Genomic DNA, 23,427 nt, shown 5'->3' on the forward strand with positions numbered 1-23,427 from the left:
CGTGGTCACGCTCAAATTTGACGAGAACATATTTACACACCAACTTTAATCTCAAAGGCCGAAGCCTAAGATCAAAGCCAGGTAACATATTCTATCAAGAAACGTGTCCGCCAAAGTTCTGTTCGAACATTCCAAATCTCTTACAAGACCCGAAACATTCAGCAGACAATGCCGCCCACGTTTCTCTTTCTTCTGTATAAAATTATCAAAGAACAGACAGTCGCAAAACCGTCGAAAACTAAACCCGCTTAACTCCGCGCTCCAATCTCAAGCTCCAGAGCCCCAAGGCCCCAACTCTCAATCTCGTCTCGCTCCGTCGCTGCGGTGCCGGGTATCTAGTCTACATCGTAAACCGTGTCAACCCATTTTTTTCAAGAAATTCACAGCCTTATCAACCGTTCCTTCCTCAATACATCAACAAGACTTCCATCCCGTCGATGACGCCGACCTAATCCAAATGTTTGTGATTGTCAAATTAGAAATTCATACTGTCTGTGGATATCTCCCGCTTTTTAGCCAGCATATTGTCAGTCGTCGCCCATGCGCTCAGTTATTTCTCGATATACTATTTTGATTGAAATTGGCGCTATTGTGGAACTTTAGCATGGTTGAGGGGCATCGAATACTGTGCCGGTCTGAACCTTAATGTCGATAATTTGTCATCGAAGTTTATGGTAAGAGGCCGTTGCCTCTTTCAGCATACGTTTTAAGAATGAGCACGGTCTGCCATGGCCTGCAGAATGATGACCGCTGATGCAGCGCCGGGGTCCATATGACCAAGCGAGCGTTCACGAAGACGCGCAGCGCGTCCCTTGGTGGCGATCATCGAACGGGTCGTGTTGGCGCCAGCCGTGGCAGCGGCGACAACCTTGTTCCAAAACTCGGCAGAACTTTGATTAGCAGACACGGCCATTTGTGCGGCTTCAGCAGCAGGCAGCCATGCATCCAGCATTGTCTTGTCGCCACGCTGTCCATGGCCTCGCTCACGAATGCCAACGCCGATGGCCTCAATGATGATCGCAAAAGTCGCCAGATCAAGATCCTTGCGGCCTTCCGTTGCCTTTGCGGCACGGCGGAATCCAGTGGCATAAAGCGGCCCAGTTGATGCACCAACCGCATTAATGAATGCGGTTGCCGCCGTATTGAGAACTGCCGAAATGTCGGCATCGTCGAGATTGAGCTTCGACAATTCGCTGCGCACAGCCTGAAAGCCCAGAGCCATTGTCGTTCCATGGTCGCCGTCGCCGATTGCTCCGTCGAGTTCGGACAGCCGATCGCGTTCCTCTTCCAGCGACGCAGAAACAGCATCAAACATATGGGCAAGACGACGAGCCGCAGTTTCCGACATGGATTTTCTCCTCAAACCTTACAACTGCAACGTGCGCCGCTCGTCATCAGGCATATGCTAATTTACTTTCAGGCGCAGTGAAACGATAGAACTCAAAGACGCTGTTAGCTAATTTTGAGAGCAGCAGTTTCACATCGATGTAGCAGCATTTCTGACAGTTCATGATCAAGATGCATGATCGATATCGACGCGCCCACCATATCCAGAGACGTGCAATAATGCCCGATCCAGTTGGCTTCAATATGAATGTTCTTAGCTTCAAGTCGTTGCGCCACACGCCGGTAGAGAATGTAAAGTTCCATCAGCGGTGTAGCTCCGAATGAATTGACCAGTACCGCCACGCGATCACCCGGCAGAGCCTTCATTTCATTGAAGATTCTGTCCATAATGCCATCAACAATTTCATCGGCCTGACGAATGCGATCACGCGATACACCCGGCTCGCCGTGAATGCCAACGCCGATTTCCATATCTTCGGGGCCAATTTCAAAATTATGCCGACCGGTTTGCGGCAATGAACCCGGCTCCAGTGCCACACCGATCGTATAAGTCCGCGAATTGGCCTTGCGGGTAACGATCTCACACGCATCGAGCGACAAGCCCTTATCGCAGGCAGCCCCTGCCACCTTGAAAACAAAGAAATTGCCTGCAACGCCGCGGCGTCCGTCCTTGTCGTCGATCGGCGATGACGCTATATCGTCGGTTGTCAGAACGGTCTTGATCCTGACACCCTTCTCCTCGGCCATTTCAGCCGCCATCTCGAAGTTCATGACGTCGCCGGCATAATTGCCATAGACGAAGAGAACGCCTTCGCCGTTGGACGCTGCCAGAGCGCATTGAACAATCGGATCGGGCGGAGGCGACGAAAAGACATTGCCAACCGCAACAGCGTCCGCAAGTCCCTTGCCCACATAGCCCACAAAGCATGGCTCGTGACCGGCTCCACCGCCAATGACCAGTCCCACCTTGCCGGGGCGCGGACCATCCCGCGCCACCAGTGCGCGGTTGGAGCCACCAATCGGCTGCACGAATTTGCTATGGGCCCGAACGATACCGTCGAGCATTTCCTCGACCACTTCGTTTGGATTGTTGAGGAGCTTTTTCACCCGCACGCGAAAAGCTGTCGGAACCTGATTGGTCCTGGGCTTCTGGGAGAGGCGTGCATCAAGATCAATGACGCCATCGGCGCGCAAAATACCGAGCCCCGTCGCAGCATCGGTCACAAGCACATTGATGAAACCACCGCGAAGGGCCGCCAGAAGTGCTGGCACCTTGTCGAAACCGCCTGCAACCGCAATACGGGTATGGATCTGCCGCAGCTTATCGAGCGAGATACCGATTGTTCGCTCATCAAGCGGTCCTGCAACCGGCTTCCCACGCTCGTCGATGAAACGGCCTGCCACAACACCGACAGCACCCGCTGCAAGATATTGTTGCAGAGAAACCGATTCAAAAAAGCCACTGGTGTGGATGGTAGAATTGGAACGCAGCGAAGAAATACCGAAAAGAATACGATTGGCATTCTCAAGGGTCGCAAATTGCTCCTGAAGCAAGGGCTCTTCGAGCAACACATCCCGCGTCTGCTGCGAACGCACCATGGCGGGCGCCATGATATTGACGCAGCGTGCCGAGACGGCTTCTGAGAGCGCTGCTGCACAACGTTCGGGCGTATAGGGAAATGACGCGGTGGTGCCGCCTGTCGCCTGCACGACGGTCATGTCCTGCAAGGAACTGATAGCGGTTTGCTCGCCAACGGAAAGTACCGTACGTCCCCAGGCAACCGCGAGAGTATCGCCGGATTTAAGGATTTTGTTAAGCGCATGTGCACCCGCAACGCCAAGCCGATCAATCAGCGGGCGGGCATTGTCATCATGCGGGAGAATTAAACAGTCCGTCAGGCCGAAATGACGCTTCAACTCTTGAGCAACAGACAGCGATTCCAGCCGCCCACCCTCAAGGGAGATATTGACGATGCCTTTATCGCGCGCTTCAGCCAGATAGCTGTTCACGGTTGCGCGGGAAATGCCCATGACATCGGCAATCTCGCTCTGCGTCAGGCCATCTTCATAATAAAGCCAGCAAGCCCACACATAGGGATCATCGCCATAACGCATCGGGATCGTGATCGAGCTATCGCTTGCACCAGCCTTTGGCTTGCCGATCTTACGCGATGTGTTGGGCTTAAGCGTCATGCGATTATCTGTTGCCTCTCTCCTGCGCAGCAAACATGAAAGCGTTCATACGCAATTGCAACATGAGGAAACGAATTTGGCGCCTGAACGTGTGAACCCACACAGTTTTCAGACGCCAAACTCAAAATCAGGACCGAAAGCCTTACTGCAAACGGCTCTTTGCGTGTGCTGCAAGGTCAGTCAGAATCAGTGCGCAGGATGTTGCACCCGCATCAAGGACACCAAGCGAACGCTCACCAAGACGGCTTGCGCGACCGATCTTTGCCACGAGATTAAGTGTAGAGTCGCGACCGGCCTCGGCAGCTACCGACAAAGCATCCAGGCTTTCAGCAAAGGACTGGCCCTTGCCGTTTGCTTCGTCAAAAGCATTGATCGCCGGGATGAGCGTGTCGAGCAGCGTTTTGTCACCAAGCTTTGCCGAACCAATAGACTGGATGCCGTCAAGACCTGCATGAAGCATGGTACTGAACGTGGCTGCGTCAATATTTTCAACGCCTTCCAGCTTTTCTGCGAACTCGTTGAACATCACGCCGTAAAGCGGACCCATCGAGCCACCGATTTCAGTCAGCAGAACAGTCCCGAGCGTATCAAGACCTTCACCAAGCGTTACGTCCTTGCCACGCAGGCGTTCGGCTGCAAGGCCAAAACCCTTGGCCATGTTCACACCATGGTCGCCATCGCCGATCTTGCCGTCAATTTCGCTTAAGTAAGCTTTGTTTTCGATAATCCGGTCTGCAAGCGAAAGAACGATCTCACCCGATCCGGCATTCTTGAATGTCTGCATGGTATGCTTCTTTCTTACAAAACCATTGTATTACAAAACTGTCGTGCAACGAGCTTCAACGTCCAGCAGTGCTTTCAGTTCGTCATCCAACGCCATGACTGTCAGCGTCGCGCCAACCATTTCGAGCGACGTGAAATAATTGCCGACATAGGTGCGATAAATCTTGAGACCGCGTGCAGTAATCTCCTGCTCAATGGTATCGTTGAGGATATAAAGCTCGTTGATCGGCGTTGCGCCAAGTCCGGAAACGAGAACCGCAACTTCGGTGCCTTCGGGCAAATTGTGATCGTCGAGGACAATCTTGCTCATGTCCCTGGCAACTTCGTCAGCACGCTTTAATGGCTCAACGCGGACGCCCGGCTCGCCATGATGGCCGATACCGACTTCCATCGTGCCCGGCTCGATCTGAAAGTTCGGATGACCAACCGCAGGCAATGTGCACGGACCAAGACCAACGCCAATCGAGCGGCAATTGTCGATAGCCTTCTGTGCCGTCGCCTGCACTTCCTGAAGGCTTGCACCCGATGCAGCTTTTGCACCGCCAACTTTCCACATGAAGATTTCGCCAGCAACGCCGCGACGCTTTTCGCGTTCTTCGATAGGAGCGGAGCAAACATCGTCATTGGCAACAACGGTCAGGATTTCAATTCCGACCTTGGCAGCTAGTTTGATCGCCATTTTGACGTTCATGTTATCGCCAGCATAGTTGCCATAAAGACAGACGACGCCCTTGCCGCCATTTGCTTCACGAGCGGCATCGTAGAAGCTCTTGGCAGTTGGGGAAGAAAACAGTTCGCCAACAGCAACAGCGTCAAGCAGGTTCTTGCCAGTATAGCCGATGAACGCTGGCTCATGGCCAGAACCACCGCCGGTGATGACGCCAACCTTGCCCTCAATCGGTGCATCTTTAGCGACAACCACGCGCGGGTTTTCCGTCGACAAACGGACAAGGTCCTTATGCGCCTTGACGAAACCCTTGACGGTATCTTCGACCACTTCATCAGGGTTATTGATAAATCTTTGCATTTTGCACCTATCGAAGGCGAGAGATGAGTTCCCGCTCTGTAATTTTAAAGCCGCATTTTCGGCCCCGAACAATCGTCAGACCATTCGCTTTGTTAAAGAATTGTGTAGCCACCATCGATCAGAAGGTCGGCACCATTTATCATGTTCGCACCACTGGATACGAGGAAAACTGCAGCTGCTGCAATTTCTTCCGGATAGGCAAAACGTCCGGTTGGAATGCGCTTCTTAGCAGCTTCGCCCTTTTCGCCACTCCAGGCCTTCTTGCCAAGCTCTGTGAGAACAATGGTCGGCGAGATCGTGTTGACGGTAATGCCGTATTTGCCCCATTCAGAAGCAAAGGTTTTCGACATGCCTATGACGCCGAACTTCGATGCACAGTAAGCAACATGTTCTTCAATCGCCACGGTGCCTGCCTGCGAGGCGAGATTGACGATCTTGCCGCCTTGGTTTGCTGCGATCATGGCACGGCCCACTTCCTGCGTAACAAGGAAGCTGCCCTTGAGGTTGATTGCAATCGTGCGATCCCAATCGGAAATGGTTAGATCTTCGGCAGGGGCTAAGAAAACAACACCGGCGCTGTTTACAGCAATATCGATCTGTCCAAACGCTTCGACCACGCCCGATACAGCAGCCTTCACCGAAGCCGGATCAGATACATCGCAGACGAAAGGTTTTGCATCCGCTCCAAGCGCTTCTGCCTTAGCGCGCGCCTGATCAGCATTGATATCAAGCACAGCAACCTTTGCACCCTTGGCAGCGAAGGCCTCAGCGACAGCCGCGCCAATACCGGAAGCAGCACCAGTTACCAGAGCAACTTTACCGTTAAGCGGGAAGTTGAGGTCGATTTGGGGAGATTGGTCGGACATTGTTTGATCCTCGGCGTTGTGAGGGTAGCGGGAATTTTTAGGGTGCGGGATGAGCCGGGGGCTGCTCATCCCGCAAGTCACTATTACTTACGTGCTTCGAGCAGCTTGTCGACGTTGTCGGCAGTTACTGGCGTCCAGGGAACATTGTATTCCTTGTCCTTACCGTCGTTGAACGGCATATCAGGATACTGCGCCCAAATGTCGGACTGTGGCTTGTAGTCGCCCTTCTTCGCATGAAGAATTGCGAGGTCCATTGCACCCTGCGCCTGAGCGCGTGCGTCCTGAAGGATCGAGGTCATGGTGCCAGCCTTAACAGCATTCAGCGCATCGGTCACACCGTCGATACCAGCGATAGCAAAGTCATCGACCTTAAGGCCTGCCGACTTGATTGCTTCAATCGCGCCAAGTGCCATTTCGTCGTTCTGACCGATGACGCCGTTGATTTCACCCTTATGCGAAGTCAGCCAGTTTTCCATCAGCGTCTGCGCTTCAGCGCGCGACCAGTTAGCGGTCTGCTGCTCAAGAACCTTCACGTCCGGGCATTCAGCAAGCGCCTTCTTATTGCCTTCGAGGCGCGAAACCTGCGAGGACTGACCAATTGGACCTTCGATGATCACGACATTGCCCTTACAGCCGATCTTGTCGAGAACGTTCTTAGCTTCCATGTAGCCGGAAACAGCATCGTCAGAACCGACATAAGAAGCCAGAAGATCGGAATTCACGCGGGTGTTGGAACCAACAACCGGAATGTTTGCGTCAGCTGCTGCCTGAACAGCGGTTGCACCAGCTTCAACGTCGATTGGCACAAAGATGATCGCGTCAAACTTCTGCGTTATCATGTTGTTGAACTGTTCCTGCTGAACGAGCGCATCATAGCGACCGTCGAAAACAGTGAGCGAAACTTCGCCACTCTTCACAGCTGGATGCTCTTTGAGTGCTTCAGACCAGATCTGCATGAATTCAGCATTCAGGCCGTAAGGCGCGGCGCCAATCTTCAGCTTTTCCTGAGCATGTGCAGCACCTGCAAACAGCGCCGTGGCAGATGCCAAAGCAATAAGCAATTTCTTCATCGGTATTCTCCTCCACAATATCCGCCATGACTAAATGTGCGGTGTTCGTTGCGCCACGTGACTGGCAATTAGAAAACTCTGGAAATCAGGCGTTCTGGTTGCGTTTTTGATCGAGCATCACAGCACCGACGATTAGCGCGCCCTTGAGAACTTGCTGGTAGTAAGATTCGATACCCATCAGATCGAGACCGTTGTTCATCACGCCAATGATGAGCGCGCCAATCAACGTTCCGGTCACACGACCTACGCCGCCCGAAAGGCTGGTTCCGCCGATCACAACCGCAGCAATTGCATCCAATTCGTAAGCAATACCGGCCTGTGGCAGTGCTGAACCGGTACGGGCTGCAAGCATCATGCCTGCGAGGCCGGAAAGTGCACCGGAGATAACATAAACAGAGAAGCGAACGCGGGTGACATTGATACCCGATGTCTTTGCTGCATGTGGGTTACCGCCAACCGCATAAATGTAACGGCCAAAACGGCTGCGCGAGAGCACCCACCAGGCAGCTGCAAACACAATCACCAGAATAATCACAGGCATTGGAATGCCGAAGATTTTTTCTGTACCGATCCAGCGAAAATCAGGTGTCAAAGCAGGCACAGGCTTGCCACCGCCATAGATAAGCGTCATGCCGCGTGCGGCCGAAAGCATGCCGAGTGTTGCAACGAATGCAGGCACTGAGAAGCGCGAGACGATCCAGCCAACCAGTCCGCCACAGGCGCAACCAACTGCAAGACCCGCAGCAATAGCAACAATTGCTGGATAAGGTCCGCCCGCAACACCTGCCGTTGCAGAGGTTGTTGCCAGACTTGCTGCAACAATGCCGGTCAGCGCTGCAACCGAGCCAACAGACAAATCAATGCCGCGCGTCAGAATAACAAACGTCATGCCAACAGCTAAAACGCCGTTGATTGAGGTTTGCAGCAGCACGTTTGAGATATTGCCCGTTGTCAGGAAGTATGGATTTGACACCGACAAAATGAAAACCAGAAGCAGGAAGGCTAGGAAAATGCCGTATTCCTGAATGATCAACCGGCGCTTTTCAGAAGCGAACCAGCTGTTCGATTGGGTGTTTTCGTTGTTGCTCACGTTTTCTAGCCTCTCCCAGCCTGCCAATGTCAGGCTTAATTCTCAATCTTGCGCGCAGAGCGACATCCATTGTCAGGTAGACAGATGCACCAGCTTTTGTGCATCAGTGTCGGCCCTGTCATAGACGCCAGCCGACTTGCCCTGCCGCATCACAAGGATGCGGTCAGACATGCCGAGAACTTCGTCGATTTCGGATGAAATCATAACGACCGTTCCGCCTGACGCAGTGAATTCGCAGATGATGCGATAGATTTCGCGTTTTGCGCCCACATCCACACCGCGCGTTGGCTCATCAAGCAGCAACAAACGCGGATTGCGCAGGAACCATTTGCCAAGCACAACTTTCTGCTGATTGCCACCCGAAAGACCAGAAACCGGCATGGTATCGCGTGCTGCCTTGATGCCGAAATGCTCAATCATTTTCGCGCTTGCCGCAGCTTCTTCGCGCTGACGCATAGCAAATGACGGGCTCATCTCCGGCAGGCTCGCAAGGCAGATATTGGCGCGCACGCTGTCTGTGAGGTTAAGCCCCGTCAGCTTGCGGTCTTCGGTAACAAAGGCAATGCCTTCAGCCATTGCATCCGCAGGCTTGCTCACTTTAAGCGCGCGACCTTCAAGCTTTATTTCGCCCTTGCTTGCCTTGTCGAGACCGAAGATGCAGTTGAAAATTTCGGAACGACCCGAACCCATCAGGCCGTAAATGCCAAAGATTTCCCCCTTACGGACCGAGAAAGAAATGTCTTCAATCTTACCCGGCAGAGCGAGATCGGAAACCTCGAAGCCAATCTGATCGGTCGGCTCATTGGTCTTGATAAATTCTTCGCCAAGCTCGCGCCCAACGATCAGACGGATCAGTTCCGGACGATCAATATCACTCAGCGCGCCCGAACCGACATAACCGCCATCGCGGAAAACCGTATAGGAATCTGCAATCTGGAAAATCTCAGACAGTCGATGCGAGACATAGACAATGCCTTTGCCCTCAGCCTTGAGACGCTCGACTGCCTTAAACAGATGCTGCGCTTCTTTTTCACCGATGGCCGATGTCGGCTCATCCATGAAGATCACATCAGCATTGTGACTGAACGCCTTGGCGATTTCCACGAGCTGCATCTGCGCAACGGACAACTGGCTCATCACCTGTGTCGCGCGAATGTCGAACTCCAGACGATCCAAAAGCGCCTGCGCTTCACTGTTCATCTTCTTGAAATCGATACCACCAAATCGCGTTGAAGGTTCGCGACCGAGATAGATATTTTCAGCAACACTCATATGCGGAACAGGGCTCAGCTCCTGCTCGATAATCGCAATGCCGGATTTCAGCGCTTCCGCAGGTGTCGAATACTGGACCTCTTCGCCGCGCAGCCAGATCTTGCCGCCGTCGCGCTGCTGGATACCCATCAGAATGGAGAGGAACGTGGATTTGCCTGCGCCATTACCACCGCACAGCGCATGGACCGAGCCTGCACGCAGTTCCAGCTGGCCATTGCGAAGTGCTGCAACACCGCCGAACGATTTTTTTAGGCTCTCAACTTTTAATAGCGTCTGCACGGCATCCTCCTTGACCACGCATGACAAAAATCAACGATTGGTCGACAAATGTCAATATATGAATTTTACATTTGTCGAGTTTTATACGTCATTTGTAATATCATCGATAATTTGAGTTTAAATAATACGATGTAAATATCTGAAAATACGCCTGATTTATCATTGCAGTAATCCGATTTTGTCGCCTTTCCATCCCGTAGAATGGGGCGGATACGGCTTCTCAAACGGGCTTTGTCGCAAAATTTTAAAATTGATGGGTTATTGCCTGTTCGGTTGTGAACATTAGGCGAGGCAAAGAGGAATGGCCATTGACTTCAGAGGGGCTCATTTTCCTAAAAGTGTCGTGCTTTATGCCGGCGTAAATGTAGATCGTGCAACATTGAACCGTTGGGTCGTTCGATACTCCCCCTCAGATTGCGGATCAAGCTCAGAAGCGTAAGCGGCCAACGTCTGGCTCTTGGCGGGTCGATGAAACGTACCTAAAGGTCAAAGGGAAATGGACCTATCTGTACAGAGCCGTTGATCGTGACGGCCAAACCTTGGAATTTATGCTCTCGGAGCGCCGAAATCTCAGTGCAGCGAGGCGTTTCTTTAACCGTTTCACGTCGTAGGGAACCAGAGAATAGTTTATTGCTACTACAATTTACGCGCGGCAGCAGCCAGACGTGACACGAGTTTGGGAAAACCATAGGGTATTGAGAGGACCGTTGGCGTCAACACAGACCAGATTTCTGCCGGGTCCTCTAAAGCCACAACTGTTCCTCGCTCAACCGATGGCAAAGTATGGAATATTGGCTGTCTATTCAGCGCTGCTTCTGCCCCTTCAGAAAACCAGGCTATCAAAATGTCACAGTCCAGCACATCAAGCTGCTCAAGACTGACCGGTTTGACATATCGACCACTCTCCGCCTTTCCTAGTTTAAGAACACCTTGGCATGGATGCAAACCCAACTGTTCAAACATTTCGAAACGGCTATCCCCCGATAAATAGACATCAAAGCCATTCTGCCGGGGAAAATGAGAAACAAGCGCGAAAGACTTACCTGCAATTTCCGGGTGTTTTGTTCTCAAATCATCAATTGACTGATTAACCGCATCTATCAACTGCGTCGCTTGCGACGTTTTCCCCATGGCGTGTCCTGCCAATAGGGTTTGCTCGCGCCAGTCGCTTGTCCATGCACCATTTAAAGGGCAAACGACTGGAGCGATCTGCGATAGCCTTTGATAGGCAAGCCCATCTATCCCCGAAAAAACAGATAAAATGAGATCTGGGCGCAACGCAGCAATCTGTTCGTAATCTATCAAATAGTTCATCAGAACTGGCTTTTCAGACCCAATATACGATCTGTTCCAATCCGCGATTTTATCTGGCCAATAAGGATAACCCGTCATGCCAACCGGCACTTCGCCCAATGCGATAACCGGATCCTCGCCACACCACCCAATTGTCACAATTCTCTTGGGAGGTTTAGGAGCAACTGTTTCCCCAAACGAATGCCTGATCGTAACAGGAAAGCCGTCGTCTGCTTTTGCCGGATCGATGAAGAATAGTGAGGGGACAGCGATCCCCCCAATCAAAAGCTGCCTGCGCGATAGACGCACAGGACGCTTTTTCAGTAACTGCGGCGAAGCCTCATCACACATTATCTTTGCTCAGAATTTCGCAGTTAGAGTAAGATTAAAATTGCGGGGTGCTCCGTAAAACAGGAGACCGTCTTCCGTTAATCGGGAGTACTTTTTATCAAATACGTTGTTAACGTTGAGCTGTGCTTCCATGCTGTCGGTAAATTTATATCGTGTAAGGAGATCGACTGTCGCAAATCCAGATTGCTTGAAGTCTACAGTCTCAGTACCAGTAGATATTGGCCTTGATGTTCCGCCCTGCCAACGCACGCCGCCGCCCAGCGTCAGCCCGTCCAAGCGATCCTTCAAGTCATAAGTGGTAAATAGACCAGCGGTAGCGCGTGGAATTTGTGGATTGACCCGAACTCCGTCAGCATCTTTGCTTTCCATATAGGTTCCACTCAGCCAGGCATTCCAGCCGTAAGCGATCTCTCCGCCAATCTCGGCTTCAATACCCTGCGTTTCAACACCTTTGGCGCCAATATAGGCCTGACTGGATGTGCCGGGTACGTAGTGGCCTGTATCGGCAACCGCGACATTGTCCTGAAGCGTTCGGAAAATGGCCGCAGACGCATTCAGTCGACCATCCAGAAATTCACCCTTCAATCCAATCTCGTAGCTTTTTCCTGTTTTTGGATCGAGAAAATTGCCATACCTGTCAAGATTGGTTTGCGGGGCAAAAATGTCCGTATAACTCGCATAAACAGTCAAATTATCAGTCAGATCGTAGGTCAATCCAACGTAAGGGATAACTTCACTGCCGGTGGCGATGGTTCCATAAGTGTTCTGTTCCCACTTTGTAAACCGGCTGCCGACGATCGCGTGAAGCCCATCATATAACGAGAGCCGTGTCGCAACATAGGCCGCCTGCTGTTTAGTTTCCGTGAGGTAGTAATATGGGTTTGTCCATTCTGGTTCTGCCATCGAACCGTTCCAGTCGAAGAGATTCGCAATCGGGGTGAGCGATTTTCTCGAGCGGAAATAGTAATTCTGCTTGGCATAGTCACTCGTCAGTCCGGCCGTGAATTCATGCTGTCGTTCAAACAGCTCGAAGTCGCCTGACAAATTAAGATTAAGGACACGCTGCTCTGCATCCGCAATCATATAGCTTGGTGCAAAGCTGATCCCACTACCATCCGGGTTAAGTACCCCACGCGGGAAATTCCCCTTCATGTCATAGTTGCTGCCACGTTGCAGCGCATCCGCACGCAGTTTCCAGCCATTATCAAACTCATGATCAAGGCGCCCAAAGACATTCCATGTCTCAGCTTTATAATAAGTCCAATCCGTTGATGTAGAAAATGATCTCGGGAGGTTGGCAGGCTGGCCGTTACTCATCATGGCCGGTATTCCACCCCACTGCGCACCATCGGTATCTCGTTTTTGATAATCCGCGCCAATGGTGACAAGCGTATCTTCAGAGACATCTATTTCTGCGGTTCCATAGATCGCGCCGCGTTTCATGTGCTCGCGATCAAAAAACGCTTCTTTATTTTGCAGTACGCCAATCACGCGCCCACGAACGGTACCCTCCTTATTTAAAGGCGAAGAATAGTCCAATATCGTTCGATAATTGTCCCAAGAACCAGCACTTGCTGTGATCGACCCATGCGGAGTTTTAGAGTCGGCACGTTTACGAACAAAATTTATGGATGCAGACGGATTGCCAGCGCCGGTCATAAGGCCAGTTGAGCCTCTGACAATTTCAGCATGATCGTAAAAAGCACTCTCATTGGAATGCTCGCCATGCCAGCCATTCTGCACATTGATCGTCACGCCATCATATTGAAAGCGGTCGATATAAAAGCCACGGGCATATGGTTCTGATCGATAACCATCTGTTTCATCTACAAAAATGCCGGGGCTGGATTTCAACACATCTGTAATATTTTGCGCATTTGTATCTTTGACGCGCTGTTGTGTAATCACACTTATGGATTGGGGAGTTTCTCGCGGCGAGAGCGCCAATCCAGTCGCAGAATTCATGGACTCAATCGTATAGAGATTGGAACCTTCAGTCTGGTTGCCGCTACCCTGAACTGTAATTGTGTTCAGAACAGTGGTGCCTTCAGCATTTAAACCACTGGCCTGTATGCCGGGTTTTGCAATCAGAACTGTCTTGGGTCCCGCGAATTTATTTTCTAGCCCTGAACCTGTCAGAAGACGTGTAAGCGCTGCCTGTGGAGTTAACGATCCGGAAACACCTGCCGAGGTGAGGCCACGCAATGCAGAAGCATCAACTGATACCTGCATCCCAGCCTGCTGTCCAAAAACAACAAGAGCATTTTGAAGAGATTGTGGGCGGATAGTAAAAGACTTGCTCTCGGCATGCTGCGAAAGAGCTGGGGTAGCCATTCCAATGATCGCAACTGCGGTACTCATCCACAACGCCGCAACCACACCTCGTCTCACAATGCCCTTAGCACGCATTTCCAAAACCCTTCACTCTTCAGTATGAGGAGCAATGCAATTGCATTGCCTGAAAGCCTCTTACCTAAAGAACGAAACAGGTTTCAGTTTTTTCAGATAAAAATACTCATGTTTTCAATTTTCTTCAAAAACGCGCTTAAAATGTTGAAACGACTGTCAGCCAGGGACTGATCTGCCGGATACGTGCACCATGAACCTGCACAAGAGCAGTCAAAGCATCCATAGGCTTATTAAGATCATATACCCCGGTTACCCGCCTATTACCGAGATCATCGCTAGCCAGGACTATCTTGCCTTTATACTGCCGCCGGATTTCATCAACGACATCGGAAATGGTCTGGTCTTTGACTGCAAGCATGCCGCTGCGCCAACTTCCAACCAGTTCAGGCATATCATTTCCACGTGCAACCTGCCCGTTACTCTCAATGCGCACCCAATCTCCAGCTTCCAGCGGCGATCCAACTTGTTGATTTGCAGCGGAACTATCAACAGCAACGCGACCGTAATTAACCGCGACAGCTACCGCTTCACTCATTATCTTGACATCAAATGCGGTGCCGAGAACTGTTGCATCGACATTTCCCGCGGCGACCTGAAATGGTCGATTTTTATCGGGCTCAACTTCAAAATATGCCTCTCCGGATAGGAGCTTGACTCGCCGGAAACCCTCGTCAAAATCGATCTGTAAGGCACTATCGGCGCCAAGATGAACGAGACTGCCATCATCTAAAAGTACGTTACGCGTTTCAGCTTTGCCAGTTGACCAATCCGCTGAAAACCAAATGTTGAAACTCGGCTGAATAACAACAGCCAGACAAACAGTCGCGAGAACAGCTGCTGCGTAGATTGCTGGCCGCAGACGGGATTGTCTGCCAGCTTGCCACGCTGAGATTGACCGCTGCGATGCTTTAGCTTTGCCCCTCGAAACTCCCGAAGCCATTGCATCCGCAAGCGCATTCGAGACACGCTGCGCATCATTCCATGCTCGCTTATTTTCCGCACTGCTGTTTAGCCACGCATTGAAGCCATCAAGAACGTCAGCATCATCTGGCTCTTCCTGTAGCGCTATTAACCAATGGAGTGCTTCGCGATTTGCGCGCTCTGATATCTCACTCGATGAAATAAGTCCAACTCCCTAGAAACTATTCGACATTTGCTGTTTGTACTTTCAAACTCTCACCCCTCATATAAAGAACGAAATCGAGCGGCACTTTTTCAATGATCGACACATATCTTCAATTGCGATCTATCAAGCGCTTGCGACAATGATCGAGTCCTTCGTAAATGAGAGCATGGGCTAAGGCGACAGAAACTCCAAGATGTGCGGCGATTTCTTTCAGTTTGAAGCCTTCGAACCGGTGCATTTCGAGCGCGATTCTCGTTCTTTCAGGAAGCTCAGCCATTGCATCCATCACCACACGCAACTCGTCGCGATGCGCGATTACGTCCTCCTGAGAGGGCCGGTCCTCAGCAACAGCCTCAAAATCGGTGGTGTTGTCATGACGCCGTCGGTCATTAACTGCGCGACGGGTTAAATCAATCGCCAGATTGCGTATGATACGGCGCAGATATCCAACAGGCTCTTCAAGGTGTCGGTCAAAAGTAGCCGCATTCAACCGTAGGAAGGCTTCTTGAACAACATCTTCGCCCTGCGCGCGATCACCTACAATCGTCGTTGCGTAATCAACAAGCTCACGACGATGATCGAGATATGTTCTGAGATTTCTGTCGGTATAATCCAACTTTACCTCGCGGATTGCCACTAAATCATACAAATATTTTAGAATAATTTTAAAGAGCCTGATTAGCCGTAAGATGGTTCTTCAATCGCCTGCGTACCTATTTGAATTGCAATACAAACGCAATGGCTTTTACTTCGCCAGAGGGTAAGCGGAGGCGATGCTGCATGATATTCTATTGACTATGCGCAAAAAGATAGGCGGACTATATAGCCTGCCCCGATTGTTGACGCAGGTTAATTTCCATTATGCTGGAAGAGCGAAAAGCTTGAATCATGATGCGCGTTTTAAATGCATAGACGCTGTGCTTACGGCGGTTTGTTTCCTGTAGCTTGTACCTGCTGGTTCGCCAGATGTCAGGCTCCTCCTATAGTCGGAACAGGCTTAGAAAAGTTGAAATCGTAGCTGATAAAAGACGTAGGCTGTTTCAAAGCTCATGTCTGCACGCTGATGGGCCAACGGCCAGTCAGAGCTTTCAATCCAATCTCTATCAGGAACTGACGGGGGACGCCTGCATGAATTACGCTGAAACCCATATGGCAACCGATAGAGACAACACATGGGGTGGTATCGGTGCAGGCGGCACCTATGCATGGGCAAACAACAAATATGCTCTGTATGGCGAAGGCTCGATCAACACATCGCTCAACCATGTCTCTGATAGCTACGCAATCTAAGGCAACATCGGCTTCAAAGTGAACTGGTGAGAAACAACGCAGAATCCAAAAACAATGCTCTTGGATCTAATCCGGGAGCCGGAAGTGCTATCCATAATGTATCATGCCAGTGATGGGTTCACGTAGAGTGGCTACTTTTGCAATTTATGATTTTTTAGGCTTATAGAGACCGAGAACGCGTTCATTGAATGCTGAATAGCTTTGTCTTCCGGGCACTTTACGTTGGGCAAATGACAGCGTGACTGCAACAGTCACCAAACCCAAAAATGGTAATATAAGCACTTCATATGGCGTCTTAGCCGTTTGATAAGCTAAGACGCCATATTTGTTAAACATATTTCTGTCGCCGGAAACTAACTCCTATGTTCAAGGCATGTGCCGACGAGAAAAATTACCTCTTAAAGGCTGCCCGCGGCCTTCTCGCATCTAAGCAGCATACCATAAAGATCGCGTGGCTCATCGGGATCAGCAAGCATATCAAGCTCGTCAAACAAGCCTGTTTCAGCAAGCTTGCTACGGACATAGCGAAGTGCGGAAAAATCTTCGATCGCAAAACCAACGCTGTCAAACAGAGTGATTGCACGTTCTGACGAACGACCTTCAATCGCTCCTGTGATGACTTCCCACAACTCCTTAACCGGATAGTCGGCATCAAGCTGCTGAATTTCACCTTCAATGCGGGTCTGTGGCGGGTATTCGACAAAGATGTCGGAGCGCAACAGGATATCCTTGTTCAACTCTGTCTTACCGGGGCAATCGCCACCGACCGCATTGATGTGCACACCCGGCCCAACCATGTTGTCGCTCAGGATCGTTGCATATTGTTTGTCTGCCGTCACAGTCGTGATGATATCAGCGCCTTCAACAGCCTCTTGGGAGGTGCCAAAGATTGAAATGGACAAGCCAGTATTGGCAAGGTTACGGGCGCAGCGCTCGCTTGCGGAGCGGTCAATGTCGAAAAGCTGCAAGTTCTGAATACCGACAATCGCTTTCAATGCGAGTGCCTGAAATTCGCTCTGCGCGCCATTACCAATGATGGTCATCGTTTTTGAATCTGGCCTTGCAAGATGCTTGGCCGCAACTGCCGACATTGCGGCGGTGCGCAAGGCAGTCAGGATCGTCATCTCGGTCAAAAGCATTGGATAGCCATTGCCAACATCAGACAAGACGCCAAAAGCGGTTACAGTTTGACGGCCTTCTTTGGTATTCTTTGGATGACCATTGACATATTTAAAGCCGTAAAGCGTACCATCGCTTGTCGGCATCAGCTCAATCACACCTTCATCGGAATGCGATGCAATGCGTGGTGTTTTGTCGAACTGCTCCCAACGGCGGAAGTCTTCTTCAATCACTTCGGCCAGTTCTTTGAGGAAGGTTTCAACACCAATGGTCAAAACCAGCTTCATCATATTATCAACGCTGACGAAGGGGACGATGTTCAGCTTTTCAATGGTCATATTATTAATCCTCTATCGGATGATTTGGTGCTGAACTTCAGGCACGCTTCGACAAAAACTCTTCCGCAATCATCGACACGACTTGCGGCAACACCCCAAATGCGTAAGGCGCGTGTACGCGTTCCAGCTTCTGGTGAAACTCACGCCCCCAAGGACCGATGTTAACGACAGGGAACCGCAATGCATCGCTTGCCGGGTGATCAACCAAACGTGCAACCGGCGTATTAATCGAAACGAGATCCTGACCCAGCGTCGCCTGTCCCAGGAAGCTCATATCTGAAATTCCCTGGAAATAAGGCTTCCAGACCAATACTTGATCTGCAAAATTTGCAAACTGCTGCATTGTCACATCAATCGCCTGTTTGAATGCACGGTCATTCACCTGCTTTTCATCCAAATGGCTCGCAGGATAATGAAGACCGGCAAAACCGACCACAACGGCGGGACCAGAAAGATGAGCCACACCCACCAGCCATTCAGTCAACTGGCGGCTGACGGACAAAGGATTATCGATGTGTGAAAGGCGCTTTTCCTGTTCGCCGTAAAGCGCCTCGAACTTATCGCCTGCTACTTCTGCAGCCATAAGCCGTAATTGCTCGAATGTGATGAGCTTCGGAGCTGCCGGAATTGCACCCGCACGTTTGCCGATCAGCTTGCCAAAAGCTTCGGACTGGGCTGCAAAACGTTCAACTGCTTGCGTGGCCCCTGCAAGCACTTCACTCTTGAAGCGCTCAAACAGTTCTTCTGCTGTCATGGCATGGTAAAGCCAGTTCAATGCGATCCAGAAGCGTTCCGGTGTTGTGACTTCATAGCCATCGCGCAAGTCTTTTGCTTCAAGGCAGATAGGCGGTGGCGAAATATCATTTTCGTCGCGATCTGCAAGAGCAGCATTGCCCTCAAAACGTGCTAAAATACCCGCAGCCATCGCCTGCGCACTGACACCTTCATATGGGTAGCTCGCATGCGAACTGAGGCCAATAACCAAGGCAAACGGCAACAACTTACCAATCGTTCCGGCATAAACCGCGCGGCCTTCCTGACCATCGCCCTGATCAGACGTCACATCGAGATTAATTGCTGCTGCAATTTCAATATCGAAGTCACGCGCAATTGCAGGCAATGCATTGCGCATTGAGCGCATACCACGGCTTTCACGCTCTTCATCCGGTGTGAAAACAAGCAGGAGATTGCCGCTGCGATCTTCATCTTCGGCAAATTTTTCTACGCAAGCGATACCAACGGCAAGGCCGCTTTTCATGTCAAGCATACCGCGTCCCGGAAGGAAATTACCGCTTAGCAAATCTTCCAATGCGCGCTCTTCCTGTGCAGAGCGTGAACGCCTGGATAAATCCGCAATCAGCGCATCTTTAAGTTTGGTGCTTTCGCAGGCAAGCGATTTCAACTCGTGATAATTATCAGTCGCAACCGTATCAAAATGACCTGCCAAAGCGAGCGTATGCTTGCCCTTACCTCGCACCAGTGCGACGACATTATGCGTTAGCGGATCACCATGGCTGGCAATCGTACGAATATTATCGGGGTTCTGCTGGAAATATGGAATTTCCTTCAATACAGAAACCAGATGGTCGGAGAATGTCGCTTCGCCCGGTGTTCCGGTTTCGCTGCTCCAGCCAACAAGACGCAGCGCCAGTTCTTCAACATGCTGTGCATTAATATGGTTGTGCACCATCGTTACGGCGTTGGGCGCGCCGTTTGTAATATTTGCAGTCATAGATCAAATCTCCTTTGATCGAAGCGTGTTCGCAATCAGCGCAACACGCCTTTAAGGCATTAATTTCAAATTCTAATGAGACAGATGCTTACGCAAGAATGCGCGCGTGCGCTCTTCCGTTGGATTGGACAGAACCTGATCGGGTGAACCTTGTTCAACAACCACACCGCCATCCATAAACATCACATGATCACAGACTTCCGCTGCAAAGCGCATCTCATGCGTAACAATCAGCATTGTCATGTGTTCACTTGCGAGCTGCTTCATCACCTGGTTCACTTCTTCAACCAGTTCGGGATCAAGCGCGGATGTTGCTTCATCAAACAGCATAACCTTGGGCTGCATCGCCAGTGCGCGGGCAATCGCAACACGCTGCTTTTGGCCGCCCGAAAGTCGTGCTGGGTAGGCATGGCCCTTATCGACAAGTCCGACCTTCGCAAGCAGACTATTGGCACGTTCCAGTGCATCAGCTTTCGACAAGCCCTTCAGCTTCATCGGGCCAACCATGATATTCTGGAGAACAGTCAGATGTGGGAACAAATTAAACTGCTGGAACACCATCCCCATTTCCTGACGGATATGGTTGATGTGCTTTTCAAAAGCGCGTCCCTTCAGCGGGCGATTGACCTGATGCCCATCCAGCCAGATTTCGCCGTTATTGGTCTCTTCCAGCATATTAATAGAACGCAAAAGCGTGCTTTTGCCTGAGCCGCTGGGGCCAATAATGGAAACGATTTTACCTTTGGCTACAGTCAGATCGATGCCTTTCAGCACTTCGATATCGCCATAGGACTTTCTGATCTGACGCAGTTCGATCATAGGAGGCTGTGTATTCATCGGATAGCTTCCGCTTTCTTGGCCGCTTTACTCAAAAACCATTCCATCAGAAGATTGACGAGGTAATAGAGAACGGCTGCAACGAAGTAGAACTCAAAAGGACGATAAGTTTCGCTGATGCCACGTTGTGCACTCAGCACCAATTCCGTGATACCAAGCACCGACAAAACGGCTGTGTCCTTGAGCAGGATAATGCTGTTATTTCCGACTTGCGGCAGCGCAGTCAGAATCGCCTGAGGGATGATGAAATAGCGCAGTGACGCGCCGCTTCCAAAACCAAGCGAACGTGCAGCTTCCATCTGTCCTTTATCAACAGCTTGAAGGGATGCACGGAAAATATCGGCATTGTAAGCCGCGTAGTGCATACCAAGGCCTAAGACGCCGGTCCAGAAAGCTGGCACCATAATGCCGATTTGGGACAGACCATAATAGAGCAAATAAAGCTGCAAAAGCAGTGGCGTCCCCATGAACAGAAACACAATGCCGCGTATTGGCAGGCTGATCAGTTTGGGTGCATGCAACGTTACAATCGCAATGATGATCCCCAACACAATACTAATTAAGCCAGCCAGCAGTGTTATTAGAACCGTCCAGGTCAGACCAATCAGCATCAGTTCGGCATAGGGCGGAACAACGGTAAAATCGAGACTCATGCCCCTGCCCTCTTGTCTGCACTGAAGTAGATTTCAAGGCCGCGAATGATCAGGGAGATGACAGCGATAATGACAATGTATGCCGCCGCCGCCACCGCAAAAACCTCAAACGGCTTATAAGTCGAAGTCACAAAACGCTGCGCGGTGTAAGTCAATTCGACCACGCCAATCGTGGACACAAGTGCAGTACTTTTTGTCAAAATAACCGTATTGACGCCGAGCGAGCGGATCATCAACGGTGCAGCTTGTGGCAGAATAAAAAGGCGCATCGTTCCAACACGACTAAAGCCAAGCGACCGTGCCGCTTCATTCTGCCCCTTATCAACGGCCAGAATTGCGCCGCGCATGCCTTCAGACATATAGGCCCCGATATTGAAGCCCATTGTGATCACGCCAGCGACAAAGGGCGTGAATTCGAAGCCGAATTGCGGTCCGCCGAAAAAAACGAGGAACAACTGTACCAGAAGCGGCGTACCACGCATGACGCTGATGTAAGCGGTTGCGATCCATCGAACGGCTGTATAACGCGAAAACTTGGCAATCACCAACAGGCTGGCAACAACGAGGCCAATAAGCAATGACACGACAGTCAGCTCAACTGTGACCCACCCTGCCTGAACAATGAAGGGAAAAATCCGCTCAATGAGTGCGATATCCATCCTTCAACCTTTCTGCTCCAACTCAGGAAGCATCTGCCATATCTGATCAATCCGGCAAGGTGCCAGAAGATGCATATGACAAAGTTTAGGAACGAGAGCATTCTCCGAGCGATTGCCTGACATTATGTCAAAGCCAAAAGCTGGGGGAAGCTTGAGCGGCATCAACAGTGATGTCGCGTTTATCGAATGTGGAGCGGCTAATAAGCCGCTCGCAACCAAGTTTAAGATTAGCGGATATCCGCACCAATCCACTTTTCAGAGATGGTTTTGTATGTTCCATCTGCCATCATATCATCGAGAGCTTTCTGCATGGCATCGCGCAGCTCTGGATTGTTCTTGCGCACGGCAATACCAATGTCGTAGCGCGGCAGCTGATCGTCCTTAACCTGATCGATTGGCGCATTGCTTTTGCTAATTGCAACGAGAACCGGAACGTCGTCAGCGACAACGGCATCAATACGGCCCGATCCAAGGTCGAGCAGCATTTCCGGCAGGCCTTTATAAGTGCGGACTTCATATTTGCCCTGCTCACGAACCCACTTTTCGGAAGTTTCGCCGAGCGTCACGCCAATGGTCTTGCCTTCAAGCTCATTAAGCGACTTAACCGCATCACCCTTACGCACAAACAGCGCCAGACCGGAACGGTAGTAAGGCCCGACGAAATCAATCGCCTTCTTACGCTCGTCAGTAATGCCCATCGATCCAACGATCGTATCAAAACGACCCGTGACCAGACCGGCAATAATACCATCCCAGGCAGTGGTTACGATTTCAGGCTCTGCCTTCAGGCGGCGGGCAATTTCGGAACCGATGTCAACGTCAAAGCCGACGACCTGATTGTTTTCATCAACGAAGCTGAAAGGTGGAAACACGCCCGAAAGCGCAATTGTCATTTTGCCGTTCTTCTGGATCTTTTCCAGATCATCAGCTTTTGCCGCATGTGCGGAGAAAGAAATGCCAAGCGCAACAAGCGCCGTGGAGATAAGTCTCGCCATTTTCATTATCAACGTTCCCTACGAAAGCTCCGAACGGAGCTGTTGACGCAATTTTCACAGCCTTGTAACCGGCCTGAACGGGGAATAATACCGCACTCCTCCTGCTTGCAGCATTTTAGGAGTCACTTTTACATTCCCCTTGAATGAAATCATTAGCTACAATCTCATTGACAAAAAAGAATTTAAAGTGATTATTTTTATAATAAACTGACGATTTAGGCAGAAATAATTACGAAAAAGAAAGTGGGAACGATGGACGAACTGGACAAGAGACTGATTACAGAATTGCGCATCAATGGTCGTGCGTCCGTTCCACAGCTGGCAGAACTCCTCGGCGTCGCGCGCGCGACGGCTCAAAAACGCCTCGACCGCTTGATGGCCAATGGTGACATCAAAGGTTTTACGGTGCGCGTTCGCGATGACATCGGAAAAGACCAGATCCGCGCCTTTATGCTAATCGAAATGTCAGGTGCATCACTTAAGGCCACCATTGCCGCAATTAAGCGTGTTCCCGGACTAACCAGCCTGTGCAACACCAATGGCATTTGGGATGTCATCGCCGAGCTCGAAGTCTCAACCATCTCCGAGTTGAATGAAGTCATCTCTACAATTCGTTCACTTCAAGGTGTGAGCAAAAGCGAGACTTTCATCATGCTCGGTCCTGCATAATCACAAAAAGTCTTAGCTGCGGGCAGAAT

At 50.8% G+C, this 23,427-nt stretch carries 20 protein-coding genes and 2 pseudogenes; 3 read left to right on the top strand and 19 right to left on the bottom strand.

The window, feature by feature from the left end; translation table 11 throughout:
* Positions 1-706: 706 nt before the first annotated feature.
* The 8 genes from dhaL (ACOZHT_RS16405) to ACOZHT_RS16440 all read right to left on the bottom strand — a co-directional run bounded on the left by dhaL (ACOZHT_RS16405) (position 707) and on the right by ACOZHT_RS16440 (position 9,927).
* The gene (dhaL, locus tag ACOZHT_RS16405) at positions 707-1,348 is read right to left on the bottom strand and encodes a dihydroxyacetone kinase subunit DhaL (protein ID WP_421566024.1); all 642 of its coding nucleotides are present in this window, start codon (positions 1,346-1,348) and stop codon (positions 707-709) included.
* Between the two features lie 104 nt (positions 1,349-1,452).
* A complete protein-coding gene (locus ACOZHT_RS16410) occupies positions 1,453-3,540 on the bottom strand; it encodes a bifunctional sugar-binding transcriptional regulator/dihydroxyacetone kinase subunit DhaK (RefSeq protein WP_421566025.1) in 2,088 nt (695 codons plus the stop codon).
* Between the two features lie 142 nt (positions 3,541-3,682).
* Complete coding sequence (gene dhaL / locus ACOZHT_RS16415) at positions 3,683-4,324, bottom strand: dihydroxyacetone kinase subunit DhaL (RefSeq protein WP_421566026.1); 642 nt, start codon at positions 4,322-4,324, stop codon at positions 3,683-3,685.
* Positions 4,325-4,354: 30 nt separating this feature from the next.
* The gene (locus ACOZHT_RS16420) at positions 4,355-5,350 is read right to left on the bottom strand and encodes a dihydroxyacetone kinase subunit DhaK (RefSeq protein WP_421566027.1); all 996 of its coding nucleotides are present in this window, start codon (positions 5,348-5,350) and stop codon (positions 4,355-4,357) included.
* A gap of 92 nt (positions 5,351-5,442) precedes the next feature.
* Positions 5,443-6,216 carry an SDR family oxidoreductase gene (locus ACOZHT_RS16425; RefSeq protein ID WP_421566028.1) on the bottom strand — a complete coding sequence of 258 codons (774 nt, stop codon included), beginning with the start codon at positions 6,214-6,216 and terminating at the stop codon, positions 5,443-5,445.
* An 83-nt stretch (positions 6,217-6,299) separates the two neighbouring features.
* Complete coding sequence (locus ACOZHT_RS16430) at positions 6,300-7,286, bottom strand: substrate-binding domain-containing protein (protein ID WP_339511131.1); 987 nt, start codon at positions 7,284-7,286, stop codon at positions 6,300-6,302.
* A gap of 85 nt (positions 7,287-7,371) precedes the next feature.
* The gene (locus ACOZHT_RS16435) at positions 7,372-8,376 is read right to left on the bottom strand and encodes an ABC transporter permease (protein ID WP_421566029.1); all 1,005 of its coding nucleotides are present in this window, start codon (positions 8,374-8,376) and stop codon (positions 7,372-7,374) included.
* A gap of 72 nt (positions 8,377-8,448) precedes the next feature.
* Positions 8,449-9,927, bottom strand: a complete 1,479-nt coding sequence (locus ACOZHT_RS16440; protein ID WP_421566030.1) for a sugar ABC transporter ATP-binding protein — start codon at positions 9,925-9,927, stop codon at positions 8,449-8,451.
* A 301-nt stretch (positions 9,928-10,228) separates the two neighbouring features.
* On the opposite strand from ACOZHT_RS16440, the pseudogene ACOZHT_RS16445 reads away from it, so the two are divergent.
* Positions 10,229-10,526 (top strand): annotated as a pseudogene (locus ACOZHT_RS16445) (IS6 family transposase); the annotation flags it as partial.
* Positions 10,527-10,563: 37 nt separating this feature from the next.
* Here the strand turns inward: ACOZHT_RS16445 and ACOZHT_RS16450 are convergent.
* The 5 genes and pseudogenes from ACOZHT_RS16450 to ACOZHT_RS16470 form a co-directional block, all read right to left on the bottom strand.
* A complete protein-coding gene (locus ACOZHT_RS16450; protein ID WP_421566031.1) occupies positions 10,564-11,571 on the bottom strand; it encodes an iron-siderophore ABC transporter substrate-binding protein in 1,008 nt (335 codons plus the stop codon).
* 9 nt (positions 11,572-11,580) lie between these two features.
* Positions 11,581-13,980 carry a TonB-dependent siderophore receptor gene (locus ACOZHT_RS16455; RefSeq protein ID WP_421566032.1) on the bottom strand — a complete coding sequence of 800 codons (2,400 nt, stop codon included), beginning with the start codon at positions 13,978-13,980 and terminating at the stop codon, positions 11,581-11,583.
* Positions 13,981-14,116: 136 nt separating this feature from the next.
* Positions 14,117-14,920: a FecR family protein gene (locus ACOZHT_RS16460; RefSeq protein ID WP_421566033.1), complete on the bottom strand. Its 804-nt coding sequence runs from the start codon at positions 14,918-14,920 to the stop codon at positions 14,117-14,119.
* A 33-nt stretch (positions 14,921-14,953) separates the two neighbouring features.
* Positions 14,954-15,103 (bottom strand): annotated as a pseudogene (locus ACOZHT_RS16465) (FecR/PupR family sigma factor regulator); the annotation flags it as partial.
* Positions 15,104-15,215: 112 nt separating this feature from the next.
* Positions 15,216-15,722, bottom strand: a complete 507-nt coding sequence (locus tag ACOZHT_RS16470) for a sigma-70 family RNA polymerase sigma factor (protein ID WP_421566034.1) — start codon at positions 15,720-15,722, stop codon at positions 15,216-15,218.
* Between the two features lie 512 nt (positions 15,723-16,234).
* On the opposite strand from ACOZHT_RS16470, the gene ACOZHT_RS16475 reads away from it, so the two are divergent.
* The gene (locus ACOZHT_RS16475) at positions 16,235-16,396 is read left to right on the top strand and encodes a hypothetical protein (RefSeq protein ID WP_421566035.1); all 162 of its coding nucleotides are present in this window, start codon (positions 16,235-16,237) and stop codon (positions 16,394-16,396) included.
* A 398-nt stretch (positions 16,397-16,794) separates the two neighbouring features.
* On the opposite strand, the gene ACOZHT_RS16480 is transcribed toward ACOZHT_RS16475, so the two are convergent.
* From ACOZHT_RS16480 to ACOZHT_RS16505, 6 genes are all read right to left on the bottom strand, one after another.
* Positions 16,795-17,853: an ornithine cyclodeaminase gene (locus tag ACOZHT_RS16480; RefSeq protein ID WP_421566036.1), complete on the bottom strand. Its 1,059-nt coding sequence runs from the start codon at positions 17,851-17,853 to the stop codon at positions 16,795-16,797.
* Positions 17,854-17,890: 37 nt separating this feature from the next.
* Positions 17,891-19,543, bottom strand: coding sequence for a M20/M25/M40 family metallo-hydrolase (locus tag ACOZHT_RS16485; RefSeq protein WP_421566167.1), 1,653 nt, complete (start codon positions 19,541-19,543; stop codon positions 17,891-17,893).
* 114 nt (positions 19,544-19,657) lie between these two features.
* A complete protein-coding gene (locus ACOZHT_RS16490) occupies positions 19,658-20,422 on the bottom strand; it encodes an amino acid ABC transporter ATP-binding protein (protein ID WP_421566037.1) in 765 nt (254 codons plus the stop codon).
* Complete coding sequence (locus ACOZHT_RS16495; RefSeq protein ID WP_339511094.1) at positions 20,419-21,075, bottom strand: amino acid ABC transporter permease; 657 nt, start codon at positions 21,073-21,075, stop codon at positions 20,419-20,421. Before ACOZHT_RS16495 ends, ACOZHT_RS16490 begins: the two co-directional genes overlap by 4 nt.
* Positions 21,072-21,734, bottom strand: a complete 663-nt coding sequence (locus ACOZHT_RS16500; RefSeq protein WP_421566038.1) for an amino acid ABC transporter permease — start codon at positions 21,732-21,734, stop codon at positions 21,072-21,074. The genes ACOZHT_RS16495 and ACOZHT_RS16500 overlap by 4 nt, the downstream gene beginning before the upstream one ends.
* Before the next feature lie 227 nt (positions 21,735-21,961).
* Entirely contained in the window at positions 21,962-22,729 is a 768-nt protein-coding gene (locus ACOZHT_RS16505; RefSeq protein ID WP_310014788.1) for a transporter substrate-binding domain-containing protein, read from the bottom strand.
* 252 nt (positions 22,730-22,981) lie between these two features.
* On the opposite strand from ACOZHT_RS16505, the gene ACOZHT_RS16510 reads away from it, so the two are divergent.
* A complete protein-coding gene (locus tag ACOZHT_RS16510; RefSeq protein ID WP_250044181.1) occupies positions 22,982-23,398 on the top strand; it encodes an Lrp/AsnC family transcriptional regulator in 417 nt (138 codons plus the stop codon).
* Positions 23,399-23,427: the final 29 nt, after the last annotated feature.

It is taken from the genome of Ochrobactrum sp. EDr1-4 (genome assembly GCF_049199085.1).
Taxonomy (GTDB): Bacteria; Pseudomonadota; Alphaproteobacteria; order Rhizobiales; family Rhizobiaceae; genus Brucella.